This is a genomic window from Pseudomonas sp. GD03875, from assembly GCF_029840585.1.
Lineage (GTDB): Bacteria > Pseudomonadota > Gammaproteobacteria > Pseudomonadales > Pseudomonadaceae > Aquipseudomonas > Aquipseudomonas paralcaligenes.
The window spans coordinates 32,364-48,878 of the sequence record NZ_JAOCCV010000032.1 but is presented as its reverse complement, the minus strand read 5'-3'; the positions used below and the strand labels follow the sequence as shown (position 1 = coordinate 48,878).

Here is a 16,515-nt window from a genome sequence, read left to right as displayed (position 1 = left end):
GGCTATAGTCAGTCGGCCGTGCGCGGTCGCGGCGTTCCGCGTATGATGCGCGGCCTTTTTCATCCTCAGTTACACCGGGAGGTGCCCAGATGAGTGAATCCGAATTCGAACCCCGTCCCAGCGGCGAGAAGCTGCAGAAGGTCCTGGCCCGCGCCGGCCTCGGCTCGCGCCGCGACATCGAGCAGTGGATCGCCGACGGCAGGGTCAAGGTCAACGGCGCCGTGGCGACCCTGGGCGCCCGGGTCGAGGCCCGTGACGCCATCAGCGTCGACGGCCAGCTGCTCAAGCGCGAAGACGCCCAGGTGACCCGCCGCGTGCTGATCTACAACAAGCCGGAAGGCGAGATCTGCACCCGCGACGATCCGGAAGGCCGGCCGACCGTGTTCGACCGCCTGCCTCGCCCGAAGGAGGGCCGCTGGATCAACATCGGCCGCCTCGACATCAACACCACCGGCCTGCTGCTGTTCACCACCGATGGCGAGCTGGCCAACCGCCTGATGCACCCCTCCTACGAAATGGACCGCGAATACGCCGTGCGCGTGCGTGGCGAGGTCACCGAGGAGATGATCGAGCAGCTCAAGGCCGGCGTGATGCTGGAAGACGGCCCGGCCAAGTTCACCGACATCCAGGAAGCGCCCGGCGGCGAAGGTTTCAACCACTGGTATCACTGCGTGGTGATGGAAGGTCGCAACCGTGAGGTGCGCCGCCTGTGGGAATCCCAGGGCGTGGTGGTCAGCCGCCTCAAGCGCGTGCGTTTCGGCCCGGTGTTCATGACCTCCGATCTGCCAATGGGGCGCTGGCGCGAAATGGGCCAGCGCGAGGTGGACATTCTCAGCGAGGAGGTCGGCCTCAAGCCGGTAGCCCTGCCGGCGATGAAGGAAAAGACGCGCGAGAAGCTCGATCGCCTGCAGCGCAAGGCGGCCAAGCCGCTGGGCCGCGGCGAGCGGACCAAGCGTGTGCTGCGTCCTTCCCATGAGGGCGCCGAGGCCGCCGGCCAGCCGCCGCGTCCCGCCCGTGCTCCGCGAGGCGAGGATCGCCCGCAGCGCGCTCCGCGCAAGCCGTCGGGCGAGCATGGCAGCCGTGGCACGCCGGTGGCCGAGCGTCCGTCCGAGGTGAACAAGAAGCGCGCGCCGCGTCCGGCCGTGGAACTGGCCGACCGGCCGGCCCGCAAGCCGCGCCCGGCCACGCCGAGCAAGCGTCCGCCAGCGGGCGACGGCCAGCGCCCGGGCTTTGGCCGCAAGCGCTAAGCGGCCGTAGGGTGCGCTGTGCGCACTGGGGCATGTGCGGGCTTGTTGGTGCGCATGGCGCACCCTACAGCAGCTCGCACTACGATGTGCATAGCCAACAAAAAGGGGCTCCGCGGAGCCCCTTTTTGTCGTCTGGCGTTTCTCAACCGGCCATGGACAGGCGGTTGCGGCCCTCGCGCTTGGATACGTACAGGGCGTTGTCGGCGCGGCGCTGCAGGCTTTCCGGGGACTCGCCCGCCAGCAGGGTGGCGCAACCCAGGCTGATGGAGATTTCCAGCGTGCGGCCTTCTTCGACGTATTGCAGGCCCATCACCGCCAGACGCAGGCGCTCGCCCACCAGTTGCGCCGCCTCGCGGCTGGTATTGGCCAGCAGCACCAGGAATTCCTCGCCGCCGTAGCGGAACACCATGTCGATGTTGCGCAGGCTGTTCTTCAGCGCGGCGGCCACGACCTTCAATACTTCGTCGCCGGTGGCATGGCCGAAGCGATCGTTGATGCTCTTGAAGTGGTCGATGTCCAGCATCAGCACGGATAGCGGCTGCATGCTGCGGCGGGCCAGGTCGACTTCGCGCTGCAGGGCCTGGTTCATGGCGATGCGGTTGCCGGTATCGGTCAGCGGGTCGCGCAGCGCGCTCTGCAGGGCCGCGCGATAGAGCAGGGCGTTGCGCAGGGGGAACAGCAGGCTGGCGAGCAGGGATTCCAGCTGGCCCAGTTCTTCGTCGCTGAAGCGCTGGTGACGGCGGAAGGTCAGCTCGCCCAGGTATTCACCCTGGTGGCTCAGGCGGTAGGCGGTCGAGTGGTTGGCGCGCTCGCCGAGTTCCAGGCGCAGGTCGCAGGCGGCCAGCTGGTAGCTCAGCGCGCTCAGCGGCACCAGGCGCTGCACCTGCTGGAAGAAGAGGCCGAGGATGCGATCGACTTCCAGCGAGGTCTGCAACTGCAGGCTGAGCTGCTGGCGCAGCTGGGCCAGGGTGACCGGCTTCAGCAGCGGCTGGTTGCGGCTGGCATAGCCCAGGCGTTGCAGCTTGGCGGCGTCGAAATCGATGGTGTTGGAAGGGATGGTGGAATTCATGCTGCTCGACCTCCGGCGCTTGAGCGCCTTGTTGGGAGAGCTAGAGCGAATTCTGTGCCACTTTAATAAAGTGCTTTTATTTCAAATGGTTATGATGTTTCTGGGCGGCTTTGCGGCAACCTTTCGCCGCTACCTTGACGCCGGTGCTGGCAATCTGATGCCGCTTCGCTGCCGACCGCCGGAAAACCGGCGGTGTGCGAGGTCACTGGGCGTCGAGTGCCTGGCCGTTGGTGCCCTTGCTGTCCGGGCCCAGCAGATACAGGTAGACCGGCATGATGTCTTCCGGCGCCGGGTTGTTCGCCGGGTTCTCGCCGGGATAGGCCTGGGCGCGCATGCTGGTGCGGGTGGCACCCGGGTTGACGCTGTTGGCGCGGACCTGGGTGATGCCTTCCACTTCGTCCGCCACGACCTGCATCAGGCCTTCGGTGGCGAACTTGGACACCGCATAGGCGCCCCAGTAGGCGCGACCCTTGCGGCCCACGCTGCTGGAGGTGAACACCACCGAGGCGTCGTCCGACAGCTTGAGCAGCGGCAGCAGGGTGCTGGTCAGCATGAACATGGCGTTGACGTTGACCTGCATGACGCGCATGAAGTTGTCGCCGGACAGCTGTTCCAGGGGCGTGCGCGGCCCGACGATGGCAGCGTTGTGCAGCAGGCCGTCGAGACGGCCGAACTCGTTCTCCACCGTGGCCGCCAGCTCGTCGTACTGGTGCGGCAGGGCGGTCTCCAGGTTGAAGGGGATCACCACCGGCTGCGGATGGCCGGCGGCCTCGATCTCGTCGTAGACCCGGTTGAGGTTTTCCTCGGTCTTGCCCAGCAGCAGCACCGTGGCGCCGTGGGCGGCGCAGGCCTTGGCGGCGGCCGCGCCGATGCCCCGGCCGGCGCCGGTGATCAGGATCACGCGTCCCTTGAGCAGGTCGGGACGGGCTTGGTAATCGAACATCTGAGGCTCCTTCGGAGAGCGGCAAGCTTCAAGTTGAAAAAACGAGAGACATCAGGCGGCGACTAGCAGCTGCACAGGGCGCGCTCGAGCACGGCGCGCAGCTCCAGCGGATGGTCCACCACCACGTCGGCGCCCCAGTGGCGCGGGTTGTCCTCGGGGTGGATGTAGCCGTAGGTGACGGCGGCGGTCCTGCAGCCGGCGGCGATGCCGGACTCGATGTCGCGCCGGTCGTCGCCGACGAAGAGGGTCTCGGCGGGGCTCACGCCGATCTTCTGGCAGGCCAGAAGGAGCATGTCCGGGGCCGGCTTGCTGCGCTCGACGTGGTCCGGGCAGACCAGCACGGCGCTGCGGTCGGCCAGTTCCAGCTGCTGCATGATCGGCTCGGCGAAGCACACCGGCTTGTTGGTGGCGACGCCCCAGACCAGTCGTGAGCGCTCGATGTCGGCGAGCAGCTCGGTCATGCCGTCGAACGGCTTGCTGTAGATGGCGCAGTGCTGCTGGTAGCGCTCGAGGAACTCCAGGCGCAGCGCCTCGAAGCCTTCGGCGCCGGGCGCGATGCCGAAGGTGGCGGCGACCATGGCGCGGGCGCCGCCGGACACCACGTCGCGGATCAGCTGGTCGTCCACCGGCTCCAGGCGGTGCGCGGCACGCATGCCCTGGCACACGGCGATGAAGTCCGGCGCGGTATCCAGCAGGGTACCGTCCATGTCGAAGAGAACCGCTCGCAGGGCCATGCGCCTCACTCCTCGCGCAGGGTCTGGATCATGTAGTTGACGTCGACGTCCGCTTCCAGCTTGTAGTGCTTGGTCAGCGGGTTGTAGGTCAGGCCGATGATGTCCCTGACCTGCAGGCCGGCGGCGCGGCTCCAGGCGCCCAGCTCGGAGGGGCGGATGAACTTCTTGAAGTCGTGGGTGCCGCGCGGCAGCAGGCGCAGCAGGTACTCGGCACCGACCACCGCGAACAGGTAGGCCTTGGGATTGCGGTTGATGGTGGAGAAGAACACCTGACCGCCTGGTTTGACCAGCTTGTGGCAGGCGCGGATCACCGAGGAGGGATCGGGCACGTGTTCGAGCATTTCCAGGCAGGTGACCACGTCGAACTGGCCGGGCATTTCCTCGGCCATTTCCTCGGCGGTGATCTGCCGGTATTCGACGTTCACCCCGGATTCGAGCTGGTGCAGCTGGGCCACGGCCAGCGGCGCCTCACCCATGTCGATGCCGGTGACGGTGGCGCCGCGCTGGGCCATGGCCTCGCTGAGGATGCCGCCGCCGCAGCCCACGTCCAGCACCTTCTTGCCGGTCAGGCCGACGCGCTCGTCGATCCAGTTGACCCGTAGCGGGTTGATGTCGTGCAGCGGCTTGAACTCGCTCTCGCGGTCCCACCAGCGGTGGGCGAGGGCCTCGAATTTGGCGATTTCGGCGTGGTCGACGTTGCTCATGGCATGACTCTCTTCAAAGCGAATTCTTGGCGGCGATGCGCTCGCCCCAGGCGCGGGCGTTGGCGATGATGCGCGACTCGTCCAGGCGGGTCAGGCGGCCGTCGTCCAGCAACTGCTTGCCGCCGACCCAGAGGTGCTTCACGCAGCCGCGGCTGCCGGCGTAGATCAGCTGCGAGACCGGGTCGTAGACCGGCTGCTGGGCCAGGCCGGACAGGTCGAAGGCGGCCAGGTCGGCCAGCTTGCCCGGCTCCAGCGAGCCGGTGCAGTCATCCAGGCCCAGGGCGCGGGCGCCGTTGAGGGTGGCCATGCGCAGGGCGGCGTGGGCGTTGAGGGCGGTGGCGCTACCGGCCACGGCCTTGGCCAGCAGGGCGGCGGTGCGGACCTCGCCGAGCAGGTCCAGGTCGTTGTTGCTGGCGGCGCCGTCGGTACCGATGGCGACGTTGACCCCGGCCTGCCAGAGCTTTTCCACCGGGCAGAAGCCGCTGGCCAGCTTGAGGTTGGATTCGGGGCAGTGGATCACGCTGCTGTTGCTTTCCACCAGCAGGGCCACGTCTTCGGCGCTGATCTGGGTCATGTGCACGGCCTGGAAGCGCGGGCCGAGCAGGCCGAGGCCGGCCAGCCGCTGCAGCGGGCGCACGCCGTGCAGTTCCAGGCTCTGCTGTACCTCGAAGGCGGTCTCGTGGACGTGCATGTGGATGCCGGCGTCCAGTTCCTCGGCCAGCATCAGCACCTGGCGTAGCTTGTCGTCGCTGACCGAGTAGGGCGCGTGGGGGCCGAAGGCCACCTTGATACGCGGGTGCTGCTTGAGGTCGTCGAACAGGCGCAGGCCCTTGCGCAGCGCCTCCTCGGCGTCGCGGGCACCGGGCGTGGGGAAGTCCAGCACGGGGATGGTCAGCTGGGCGCGGATGCCGCTCTTGTGCACCAGCTCGCTGGCCACTTCCGGGAAGAAGTACATGTCGGAGAAGCAGCTGACGCCGCCCTTGATCTGCTCGGCGATGGCCAGCTCGGTGCCGTCGCGGACGAACTCCTCGTCGACCCACTTGGCCTCGGCCGGCCAGATATGGTCCTGCAGCCAGCTCATCAGCGGCAGGTCGTCGGCCAGGCCGCGGAACAGGGTCATGGCGGCGTGGCCGTGGGCGTTGATCAGGCCGGGGGTGAGCAGGCAGTCGGGCAGTTCGCGGACTTCGCTGGCCGGGTGGCGCATGGCCTCCGCGCGCGGCGCGATCAGGGCGATGCGGCCGTCGCGGATGCCCAGGGCATGGTTCCTCAGCACGACGCCAGCGGGCTCGACGGGCACCAGCCAGGTAGGCAGGAGCAGCAGGTCGAGCGGCTGGCGCGGTTCGGGCATGGCGTGGTATCCAGGCTGAAGGAAACAGGGCGGCAGTATAACTGACCCATGTCGGCGGCGGCTCGCTATAATCCGCGGCTTTTCGTTTCACCGGGCGGGGATGTCATGCGCGACAAGCTGTTGGCGGCAGAGAAGGTAAAGGCCATCGAGTGGCGCGATGACACGCTGTTCCTGCTGGACCAGCGCCTGCTGCCGCGCGAGGAGGCCTGGCTGGCCTACGATTCGGCCGCCGGCGTGGCCGAGGCGATCCGCAGCATGGTGGTGCGCGGGGCTCCGGCCATCGGTATCGCCGCCGCCTTTGGCGTGGTCCTGGGCGCGCGGGCACGCCTGGCGGACGGCGGCGACTGGAAGCTTGCGCTGGAAGACGACTTCCGCGTGCTGGCCGAGTCCCGGCCGACCGCGGTCAACCTGTTCTGGGCCCTGGACCGCATGCGCGAGCGCCTGCAGCGCCTGAAGGCGGGCGAGGACGCCCGGGCGGCGCTGGCGGCCGAGGCGATCGGCATCTTCGACAGCGACCGCGAGGCCAACCTGACCATGGCCCAGCTCGGCATGGAGCTGATCCGCAAGCACCAGGACGGCCCGCAGAAACTGCTTACCCACTGCAATACCGGCGCCCTGGCCACCGGCGGCTTCGGCACCGCGCTGGGGGTGATCCGCGCCGCCCACCTGGGTGGGCTGGTCGAGCGGGTCTACGCCGACGAGACCCGGCCCTGGCTGCAGGGTTCGCGCCTGACCGCCTGGGAGTTGGCGGGCGAGGGGGTGCCGGTCAGTCTGAACGTGGACGCCGCCGCCGCCCACCTGATGAAGACCGAGAGCATCACCTGGGTCATCGTCGGCGCCGACCGCATCACCGCCAATGGCGACGTGGCCAACAAGATCGGCACCTATCAGCTGGCGGTCAACGCCATGCATCACGGCGTGCGCTTCATGGTGGTGGCGCCCAGCTCGACCATCGACATGAGCCTGGAGGATGGCGAGGACATTCTCATCGAGGAGCGCGATGGCCGCGAGCTGCTGGATGTCGGCGGGCAGCGCGTCGCCGCCGATGTGCATGCGGTGAACCCGGTGTTCGACGTTACGCCGGCCGACCTGATCGACGTGATCGTCACCGAAAAGGGCGTGGTCGAGCGGCCGGATGCGGCGAAAATGGCCCAGCTCATGTGCCGCAAGCGCCTGCATTGAGGCCATCGTCCGGGCGTCCGGCGGGGTAGGTCTGCACGGGTGACTGTGGTAAGCTCCGGCAGTTCTCGGGCGGCCCCGTGCGGGCCGCTCCAATACGACTTAACTCGTTGATTTGTCGTGAGTCGCCCCCGCTGTGGCGACAACGGCGGACTCCGGTCCGGCCCAGGAAGGGCGTGACGGGGTTTCACCTGAATAAGGAACCAGGCTTCTCATGGGCGAACTGGCCAAAGAAATCCTCCCGGTCAATATCGAAGACGAGCTGAAACAGTCCTATCTGGACTACGCCATGAGCGTGATCGTCGGGCGTGCTCTGCCGGATGCGCGCGACGGCCTGAAGCCGGTGCACCGGCGCGTGCTCTTCGCCATGAGCGAACTGGGCAACGACTGGAACAAGGCGTACAAGAAGTCCGCCCGTGTGGTCGGTGACGTGATCGGTAAGTACCACCCGCACGGCGACACGGCTGTCTACGACACCATCGTGCGCATGGCCCAGCCCTTCTCCCTGCGCTACATGCTGGTCGATGGCCAGGGCAACTTCGGTTCGGTGGACGGCGACAATGCCGCGGCCATGCGATACACCGAAGTGCGCATGGCCAAGCTGGCCCACGAGCTGCTGGCCGACCTGGACAAGGAAACCGTCGACTGGGTGCCCAACTACGACGGCACCGAACAGATCCCGGCGGTCATGCCGACCAAGATCCCCAACCTGCTGGTCAACGGCTCGTCCGGTATCGCCGTGGGCATGGCCACCAACATCCCGCCGCACAACCTCACCGAGGTGATCGACGGCTGCCTGGCGCTGATCGACAATCCCGAGCTGACCGTCGACGAGCTGATGCAGTACATCCCCGGCCCGGACTTCCCCACCGCCGGCATCATCAACGGTCGCGCGGGCATCATCGAGGCCTACCGCACCGGCCGTGGCCGCATCTACATGCGTGCCCGCGCGGTGATCGAGGACATGGAGAAGGGCGGCAACCGCCAGCAGATCATCGTCACCGAGCTGCCGTACCAGCTGAACAAGGCGCGTCTGATCGAGAAGATCGCCGAGCTGGTCAAAGAGAAGAAGATCGAAGGCATCACCGAGCTGCGCGACGAGTCCGACAAGGACGGCATGCGCGTGGTCATCGAGCTGCGCCGTGGCGAAGTCGGCGAGGTGGTGCTGAACAACCTCTACGCGCAGACCCAGATGCAGAGCGTGTTCGGCATCAACGTGGTGGCCCTGGTAGACGGCCAGCCGCGCATGCTGAACCTCAAGGACATGCTCGAGGTGTTCGTCCGCCACCGCCGCGAAGTGGTGACCCGGCGGACCGTCTACGAGCTGCGCAAGGCCCGCGAGCGCGGCCACATCCTCGAAGGCCAGGCCGTCGCCCTGTCCAACATCGACCCGGTGATCGAGCTGATCAAGAACTCGCCGACCCCGGCCGAGGCCAAGGAGCGCCTGATCGCTACCGCCTGGGCCTCCAGCGCGGTGGAAGCGATGGTCGAGCGCGCCGGCGCCGACTCCTGCCGTCCGGAAGACCTGGACCCGCAGTACGGCCTGCGCGACGGCAAGTACTACCTGTCGCCCGAGCAGGCCCAGGCCATTCTCGAGCTGCGCCTGCACCGCCTGACCGGCCTGGAGCACGAGAAGCTGCTGGCCGAGTACCAGGAAATCCTGGTCCAGATCGGCGAGCTGATCCGCATCCTGACCAGCCCCGAGCGCCTGATGGAAGTCATCCGCGAGGAGCTGGAGAAGGTCAAGGCCGAGTTTGGCGACGCCCGCCGCACCGAGATCATGGCCTCGCAGATGGACCTGACCATCGCCGACCTGATCACCGAGGAAGAGCGTGTCGTCACCATCTCCCACGGCGGCTACGCCAAGTCCCAGCCGCTGGCCGCCTACCAGGCCCAGCGCCGCGGCGGCAAGGGCAAGTCGGCCACCGGGGTGAAGGACGAGGACTACGTCGAGCACCTGCTGGTCGCCAACAGCCATGCCACCCTGCTGCTGTTCTCCAGCAAGGGCAAGGTCTACTGGCTGCGCACCTTCGAGATTCCGGAAGCCTCGCGCACCGCGCGCGGCCGTCCGCTGGTCAACCTGCTGCCGCTGGACGAGGGTGAGCGCATCACCGCCATGCTGCAGATCGACCTGGAAGCCCTGCAGCGCGAGGCCGGCGACGAGGAAGAACTCGACGAGGCCGAGGGCGCCGTGCTCGAAGGCGAGGTGGTTGAGCCGGAAGTCGAGGAAGTCGAAGGCGATACCCCGGAACTGGTGGCCGAGCCCACCGGCGCCTACATCTTCATGGCCACCGCCTTCGGCACCGTGAAGAAGACTCCGCTTGTGCAGTTCAGCAAGCCGCGCTCCAGCGGCCTGATCGCCCTGCGCCTGGACGAGGGAGACACCCTGATCGCCGCCGCCATCACCGACGGCGCCAAGGAAGTCATGCTGTTCTCCAGCGCCGGCAAGGTGATCCGCTTCGCCGAGAGCATGGTGCGCACCATGGGCCGTACCGCCCGCGGCGTGCGCGGCATGCGTCTGGGCAAGGAACAGCAGCTGATCTCCATGCTGATCCCCGAATCCGGCGCACAGATCCTCACCGCCTCGGAGCGTGGCTTCGGCAAGCGCACTGGTCTGGGCAAGTTCCCGCGTCGTGGTCGTGGCGGCCAGGGCGTGATCGCCATGGTGATCAACGAGCGCAACGGCAAGCTGGTCGGCGCCGTGCAGGTGCAGGGCGGCGAGGAGATCATGCTGATCTCCGACCAGGGCACCCTGGTGCGTACCCGCGTCGACGAAGTGTCGTTCTCCTCGCGCAACACCCAGGGCGTGACCCTGATCAAGCTGGCCAAGGACGAGACCCTGGTCGGCCTCGAGCGGGTGCAGGAACCGTCCGGCGGCGACGAGGATGAGCTGGAGGCGCTGGAAGGCGAGGCCGGCGAGCAGAACGAAGATGCGGTGACCGACGCCGAAGAGGGCGCGGATACCGGCAACAGCGAAGAGTGAGAGTCGAAGTGAGCAAACGAGCCCATAACTTCTGCGCCGGCCCGGCCGCGCTGCCCACCGCCGTTCTGCAGCGCGCCCAGGCCGAGATGCTCGACTGGCAGGGGCGCGGCCTCTCCGTGATGGAGATGAGCCACCGCAGCGACGAGTACGTGGCCATCGCCGAGAAGGCCGAGCAGGACCTGCGCGACCTGCTGAGCATTCCCAACGACTACAAGGTGCTGTTCCTGCAGGGCGGCGCCAGCCAGCAGTTCGCCGAAATTCCGCTGAACCTGCTGCCGGAAGATGGCACTGCCGACTACATCGAGACCGGTATCTGGTCGAAGAAGGCCATCGAGGAAGCGCGTCGCTACGGCAACATCAACGTCGCCGCCAGCGCCAAGGGCTACGACTACTTCGCCATTCCCGGGCAGAACGAGTGGCAGTTGTCGAAGGACGCCGCCTACGTGCACTACGCCAGCAACGAGACCATCGGCGGCCTGCAGTTCGACTGGATTCCCGAGGTGGGCGACACCCCGCTGGTGGTGGACATGTCCTCGGACATCCTCTCCCGCGAGATCGACGTGTCCAGGTTCGGCCTGATCTACGCCGGCGCGCAGAAGAACATCGGCCCGAGCGGCCTGGTCGTCGCCATCGTCCGCGAAGACCTGCTGGGCCGCGCCCGCAGCGTCTGCCCGACCATGCTCAACTACAAGATCGCCGCCGACAACGGCTCCATGTACAACACCCCGGCGACCTACTCCTGGTACCTCTCCGGCCTGGTCTTCGAGTGGCTGAAGGAGCAGGGCGGCGTCGCCGCGATGGAGCAGCGCAACAAGGCCAAGAAGGACCTGCTGTACAAGGCCATCGATGCCAGCGACTTCTACAGCAACCCGATCCAGCCGGGTGCCCGCTCCTGGATGAACGTGCCGTTCCGCCTGGCCGACGAGAAGCTGGACAAGGCCTTCCTCGCCGGCGCCGACGCCCGTGGCCTGCTCAACCTCAAGGGCCACCGCTCGGTGGGCGGCATGCGTGCCTCCATCTATAACGCCACCGGCCTGGATGCCGTGGAGGCCCTGGTGGCCTACATGGCCGAGTTCGAGAAGGAGCACGGCTGATGAGCGACGCCGATCAGCTCAAGGCGCTGCGGGTTCGCATCGACAGCCTCGACGAGAAGATTCTCGAGCTGATCAGCGAGCGCGCGCGCTGCGCCCAGGACGTGGCGCGGGTCAAGATGGCCTCCCTGCCGGAAGGCGAGAAGCCGGTGTTCTACCGCCCCGAGCGTGAGGCCTGGGTGCTCAAGCACATCATGGAGCTGAACAAGGGGCCGCTGGACAACGAGGAGATCGCGCGGCTGTTCCGCGAGATCATGTCCTCCTGCCTGGCCCTGGAGCAGCCGCTCAAGGTCGCCTACCTCGGCCCGGAAGGCACTTTCAGCCAGGCGGCGGCGATGAAGCATTTCGGCCACTCGGTGATCAGCGTGCCGATGGCCGCCATCGACGAAGTGTTCCGCGAAGTGGCCGCCGGGGCGGTCAACTTCGGCGTGGTGCCGGTGGAAAACTCCACCGAGGGTGCGATCAACCACACCCTGGACAGCTTCCTCGAGCACGACATGGTCATCTGTGGCGAGGTGGAGCTGCGCATCCACCACCACCTGCTGGTCGGCGAGACCACCAAGACCGACAAGATCACCCGCATCTATTCTCACGCCCAGTCCCTGGCCCAGTGCCGCAAGTGGCTGGATGCGCACTACCCGAACGTCGAGCGCGTGGCAGTTTCCAGTAACGCCGATGCGGCCAAGCGGGTGAAGAGCGAGTGGAACTCGGCGGCGATCGCCGGCGATATGGCGGCCAACCTCTACGGCCTGACCAAGCTGCAGGAAAAGATCGAGGATCGTCCGGACAACTCCACGCGCTTCCTCATCATCGGCAGCCAGGAAGTGCCGCCGACTGGCGACGACAAGACTTCGGTCATCGTCTCCATGCGCAACAAGCCGGGTGCTCTGCACGAGCTGCTGGTGCCGTTCCACACCAACGGCATCGACCTGACCCGCATCGAGACCCGCCCGTCGCGCAGCGGCAAGTGGACCTACGTGTTCTTCATCGACTTCGTCGGCCACCACAAAGACCCGCTGATCAAAGACGTGCTGGAAAAGATCAACGGCGAAGCCGTCGCCCTGAAGGTGCTGGGTTCCTACCCGAAAGCGGTTCTCTGAGCCGCGTGATTGTCTGAGGAGAGCTCAATGAGCTGCGACTTCCTCGCCCTGGCCGTGCCGGGCGTGCAGAAACTCTCGCCCTACGTGCCGGGCAAGCCGGTCGACGAACTGGCCCGCGAGCTGGATCTCGATCCTGCCGGCATCGTCAAGCTGGCCAGCAACGAGAATCCGCTGGGTCCGTCGCCCAAGGCGCTGGAGGCGATCCGCGTCGAACTGGCCGAGCTGACCCGCTATCCCGACGGTAACGGCTTCGAGCTGAAGCAGAAGCTGGCAGCCCGCTGTGGCGTCAGCCCGGCCCAGGTGACTCTGGGCAACGGCTCCAACGATATTCTCGACCTGGTCGCCCGCGCCTGGCTGGCGCCGGGCCTGAACGCGGTGTTCAGCCAGTACGCTTTCGCCGTGTATCCGATTGCCACCCAGGCGGTCGGTGCCCAGAGCAAGGTGGTGCCGGCCAGGGACCATGGTCATGACCTGGAGGCCATTCTGGCGGCCATCGACGCCAATACCCGCGTGGTGTTCGTCGCCAACCCGAACAACCCGACCGGCACTTGGTTCGGCCCGGACGCGCTGGAGCGCTTCCTCGCCCGCGTGCCGGAGAACGTGCTGGTGGTGTTGGACGAGGCCTATATCGAGTACGCCGAGGGCGACGAGCTGCCGGATGGCCTCGACTACCTGGCGCGCTACCCGAACCTCCTCGTTTCGCGCACCTTCTCCAAGGCCTACGGCCTGGCCTCGCTGCGGGTCGGCTATGCGCTTTCCTCGCCTCAGGTGGCGGACGTGCTCAACCGCGTGCGTGCGCCGTTCAACGTCAACAGCCTGGCCCTGACCGCGGCCTGCGCCGCGCTGGACGATGCCGACTACCTGGCCGCCAGCCGCCGCACCAACGATGCCGGCATGGCGCAGCTGGAGGCCGGCTTCCGCGGCCTGGGCCTGAGCTGGATTCCCAGCAAGGGCAACTTCATCGCCGTCGACTTCGCTCGCGACGCCGCGCCGATCAACCAGGCTCTGCTGCAGGCCGGGGTGATCGTGCGTCCGGTGGCCGGCTACGGCATGCCGACCTTCCTGCGCGTGTCCATCGGCACCGAACAGGAGAACGCCCGCTTCCTCGAAGCGCTGGAGCGGATTCTCCGTGGCTGACCTCATGCCGGCCGGCAGGCTCGGCCGCCTGGTGGTGGTGGGGCTCGGCCTGATCGGCGGCTCCTTCGCCAAGGGCATCCGCGAGAAACGGCTGTTCGACGAAGTGGTGGGCGTGGACCTGGACGCCAAGTCGCGCCGCCTGGCGGTGGAGTTGGGCGTGGTCGACCGCTGCGAGACCGAACTGGCCGCCGCCTGTCAGGGCGCTACGGTGATCCAGCTGGCGGTGCCTATCCTGGCCATGGAAAAGGTCCTGGCGCAGCTGGCGCGACTCGACCTGGGCGAAGCGGTGCTCACCGACGTGGGCAGCGCCAAGGGCAACGTGGTGCGCGCGGCGCGCCTGGCCTTCGATGGCAGGGTAGAGCGCTTCGTCCCGGGTCATCCCATCGCCGGCTCTGAGGAGAGCGGGGTGGAGGCCTCCAACGCCGAGCTGTTCCGCCGGCATAAGGTGATCCTCACTCCGCACGCAAGCACCGATGCCGCTGCGCTGGCGCTGGTCGACGGCCTGTGGCGCGTCCTGGGTGCCGATGTGGAGCACATGGAGGTGGAGCATCACGACCAGGTGCTGGCCGCTACCAGCCACCTGCCGCATCTGCTGGCCTTCACCCTGGTCGACTCGCTGGCCAAGCGCAGCGAGAACCTGGAGATTTTCCGCTACGCCGCCGGTGGCTTCCGCGACTTCACGCGGATCGCCGGCAGCGACCCGGTGATGTGGCACGACATCTTCCTCGCCAACCGCGAGGCTGTGCTGCGCACCCTCGACGCATTTCGCGACGACCTCGACGCTCTGCGCGGCGCGGTCGACGCTGGGGACGGGCATCAGTTGCTGGGCGTGTTCACCCGCGCCCGTCACGCCCGCGAGCATTTCAGCAAAATCCTGGCCCGCAGGGCCTATGTGGACGCCATGCACTCGAACGACCTGATCTACCTCGCCAATCCCGGTGGCTCCCTCTCCGGCCGCATCCGCGTGCCCGGCGACAAGTCCATCTCGCACCGCTCGATCATGCTCGGCTCGCTGGCCGAAGGCACCACCCAGGTGGAGGGCTTCCTCGAGGGCGAGGACGCCCTGGCCACCCTGCAGGCCTTCCGCGACATGGGCGTGGTGATCGAAGGCCCGCATCACGGCAAGGTGACCATCCACGGCGTCGGCCTGAACGGCCTCAAGCCGCCGCCCGGCCCGCTCTACCTGGGCAACTCCGGCACCTCCATGCGCCTGCTCTCCGGCCTGCTCGCCGCGCAGCCGTTCGACACCGTGCTGAGTGGCGACGCCTCGCTGTCCAAGCGTCCGATGAACCGCGTAGCCAAGCCGCTGCGCGAGATGGGCGCGGTGATCGAGACCGGTCCGGAAGGCCGTCCGCCACTGACCATCCGTGGCGGCCAGCGCCTGACCGGCATGAGCTACGACATGCCGATGGCCAGCGCCCAGGTCAAATCCTGCCTGCTGCTGGCCGGCCTGTACGCCGCTGGCGAAACCAGCGTGACCGAGCCGGCGCCGACCCGCGACCACACCGAGCGCATGCTGTGCGGCTTCGGCTATCCGGTGACGGTCGACGGCAACGTCGCCACTGTCGAGTCTGGCCACAAGCTCAGCGCTACCCATATCGAAGTGCCGGCGGACATTTCCTCGGCCGCCTTCTTCCTGGTCGCCGCGAGCATCGCCGAGGGCTCCGAGCTGGTGCTGGAGCACGTCGGCATCAACCCGACCCGTACCGGCGTGATCGACATCCTCAAGCTGATGGGCGCCGACCTGACCCTGGAAAACCAGCGCGAAGTCGGCGGCGAGCCGGTGGCGGACATCCGCGTGCGTGCCGCCAGGCTCAAGGGCATCGATATCCCCGAGGACCTGGTGCCGCTGGCTATCGACGAATTCCCGGTGCTGTTCGTCGCCGCCGCCTGCGCCGAAGGGCGCACCGTGCTGCGTGGCGCCGAGGAGCTGCGGGTCAAGGAGTCCGACCGCATCCAGGTGATGGCCGATGGGCTGATCGCCCTGGGTGTGAAGGCCGAGCCGACCCCGGACGGCATCATCATCGAGGGTGGTTCGATCGGTGGCGGCGAAGTGTGGAGCCATGGCGATCACCGCATCGCCATGTCCTTCAGCGTCGCTTCGTTGCGTGCCACGGCGCCGATCCGCATCCACGATTGCGCCAACGTCGCCACCTCCTTCCCCAACTTCCTCGGTCTGGCAGCACAGACCGGCATCCGCGTGGCGGAAGAGAGCAAGGCATGAACGCCGCCGTCATCACCATCGATGGGCCGAGCGGCTCGGGCAAGGGTACCATCGCCGGCCTGCTGGCCAACCAGCTGGGCTGGAAACTACTGGACTCCGGCGCCCTGTACCGCCTGCTGGCCTTCGCCGCCGGCAACCATGGTATCGACCTGACCAACGAGGAAGCGCTGAAGACCCTGGCCGCCCACCTGGACGTGCAGTTCGTCGGCAAGCGCATCATCCTCGAGGGCGAGGAGGTCACCGATGCCATCCGCAACGAGCAGATCGGCGCCGGCGCTTCCATGGTCGCGTCCCTGCCGGCGGTGCGCGAGGCACTGCTGCAGCGCCAGCGCGCCTTCCGCGAGGCGCCGGGCCTGGTGGCCGACGGTCGCGACATGGGCACCGTGGTGTTTCCGGACGCGCCGTTGAAGATCTACCTGACCGCCAGTGCCGAGGAGCGCGCGCGCCGCCGCTACCTGCAGTTGAAAGACAAGGTCGAAGGTGTTAGCCTGCCGAGTCTGCTAGACGAGATTCGTGCTCGCGACGAGCGCGACATGCAGCGCGCGGTGGCTCCGCTGAAGCCGGCGGTCGACGCCATCCAGCTGGATTCCACCGAGCTGACCATCGAGCAGGTAATGGAAAGAATTCTCAGCGAGGTCGCCAGTCGCGATCTTGCAGGGCAATGAGCCACGGCTGCCTTAAGTCGAAAGGCTCGCAAGGAGGCATGCGGGAGACCAGTCATAGTCCCGCAGGCCTCTTTTTACATGAACGAACCCA

Annotated in this window: 13 protein-coding genes; 8 read left to right on the top strand and 5 right to left on the bottom strand. The window is 67.3% G+C overall.

The window, feature by feature from the left end; translation table 11 throughout:
* Positions 1–89 precede the first annotated feature (89 nt).
* Positions 90–1,247, top strand: coding sequence for a 23S rRNA pseudouridine(2605) synthase RluB (gene rluB / locus N5D30_RS21520; RefSeq protein ID WP_279905603.1), 1,158 nt, complete (start codon positions 90–92; stop codon positions 1,245–1,247).
* 142 nt (positions 1,248–1,389) lie between these two features.
* Here rluB and N5D30_RS21515 read toward each other — a convergent pair whose 3' ends face one another.
* From N5D30_RS21515 to N5D30_RS21495, 5 genes are all read right to left on the bottom strand, one after another.
* A complete protein-coding gene (locus tag N5D30_RS21515) occupies positions 1,390–2,316 on the bottom strand; it encodes a GGDEF domain-containing protein (RefSeq protein ID WP_220812826.1) in 927 nt (308 codons plus the stop codon).
* A 202-nt stretch (positions 2,317–2,518) separates the two neighbouring features.
* On the bottom strand, positions 2,519–3,259 hold the full coding sequence (locus tag N5D30_RS21510) for a YciK family oxidoreductase (protein ID WP_279910647.1): 741 nt from the start codon (positions 3,257–3,259) through the stop codon (positions 2,519–2,521).
* A 62-nt stretch (positions 3,260–3,321) separates the two neighbouring features.
* Positions 3,322–3,993, bottom strand: coding sequence for an N-acetylmuramic acid 6-phosphate phosphatase MupP (gene mupP, locus N5D30_RS21505; RefSeq protein ID WP_279910646.1), 672 nt, complete (start codon positions 3,991–3,993; stop codon positions 3,322–3,324).
* Positions 3,994–3,998: 5 nt separating this feature from the next.
* The gene (gene ubiG, locus N5D30_RS21500) at positions 3,999–4,697 is read right to left on the bottom strand and encodes a bifunctional 2-polyprenyl-6-hydroxyphenol methylase/3-demethylubiquinol 3-O-methyltransferase UbiG (RefSeq protein ID WP_279910644.1); all 699 of its coding nucleotides are present in this window, start codon (positions 4,695–4,697) and stop codon (positions 3,999–4,001) included.
* Positions 4,698–4,710: 13 nt separating this feature from the next.
* Positions 4,711–6,045, bottom strand: a complete 1,335-nt coding sequence (locus tag N5D30_RS21495; RefSeq protein WP_279910642.1) for a TRZ/ATZ family hydrolase — start codon at positions 6,043–6,045, stop codon at positions 4,711–4,713.
* Positions 6,046–6,150: 105 nt separating this feature from the next.
* Between N5D30_RS21495 and mtnA the strand changes: the two genes are divergently transcribed.
* The 7 genes from mtnA to cmk all read left to right on the top strand — a co-directional run bounded on the left by mtnA (position 6,151) and on the right by cmk (position 16,424).
* Positions 6,151–7,227: an S-methyl-5-thioribose-1-phosphate isomerase gene (mtnA, locus tag N5D30_RS21490; protein WP_279910641.1), complete on the top strand. Its 1,077-nt coding sequence runs from the start codon at positions 6,151–6,153 to the stop codon at positions 7,225–7,227.
* 211 nt (positions 7,228–7,438) lie between these two features.
* Positions 7,439–10,207: a DNA gyrase subunit A gene (gene gyrA, locus N5D30_RS21485; RefSeq protein ID WP_279910640.1), complete on the top strand. Its 2,769-nt coding sequence runs from the start codon at positions 7,439–7,441 to the stop codon at positions 10,205–10,207.
* 8 nt (positions 10,208–10,215) lie between these two features.
* Positions 10,216–11,301 (top strand): 3-phosphoserine/phosphohydroxythreonine transaminase, encoded by a 1,086-nt coding sequence (gene serC, locus N5D30_RS21480; RefSeq protein WP_279910639.1) that lies wholly within the window; start codon positions 10,216–10,218, stop codon positions 11,299–11,301.
* On the top strand, positions 11,301–12,398 hold the full coding sequence (gene pheA / locus N5D30_RS21475) for a prephenate dehydratase (protein ID WP_279910637.1): 1,098 nt from the start codon (positions 11,301–11,303) through the stop codon (positions 12,396–12,398). Before serC ends, pheA begins: the two co-directional genes overlap by 1 nt.
* Positions 12,399–12,425: 27 nt before the next feature.
* Positions 12,426–13,535, top strand: coding sequence for a histidinol-phosphate transaminase (hisC, locus tag N5D30_RS21470; protein WP_279910636.1), 1,110 nt, complete (start codon positions 12,426–12,428; stop codon positions 13,533–13,535).
* A 4-nt stretch (positions 13,536–13,539) separates the two neighbouring features.
* The gene (locus N5D30_RS21465) at positions 13,540–15,759 is read left to right on the top strand and encodes a bifunctional prephenate dehydrogenase/3-phosphoshikimate 1-carboxyvinyltransferase (RefSeq protein WP_279910659.1); all 2,220 of its coding nucleotides are present in this window, start codon (positions 13,540–13,542) and stop codon (positions 15,757–15,759) included.
* The gene (gene cmk / locus N5D30_RS21460; RefSeq protein WP_279910635.1) at positions 15,756–16,424 is read left to right on the top strand and encodes a (d)CMP kinase; all 669 of its coding nucleotides are present in this window, start codon (positions 15,756–15,758) and stop codon (positions 16,422–16,424) included. Before N5D30_RS21465 ends, cmk begins: the two co-directional genes overlap by 4 nt.
* Positions 16,425–16,515: the final 91 nt, after the last annotated feature.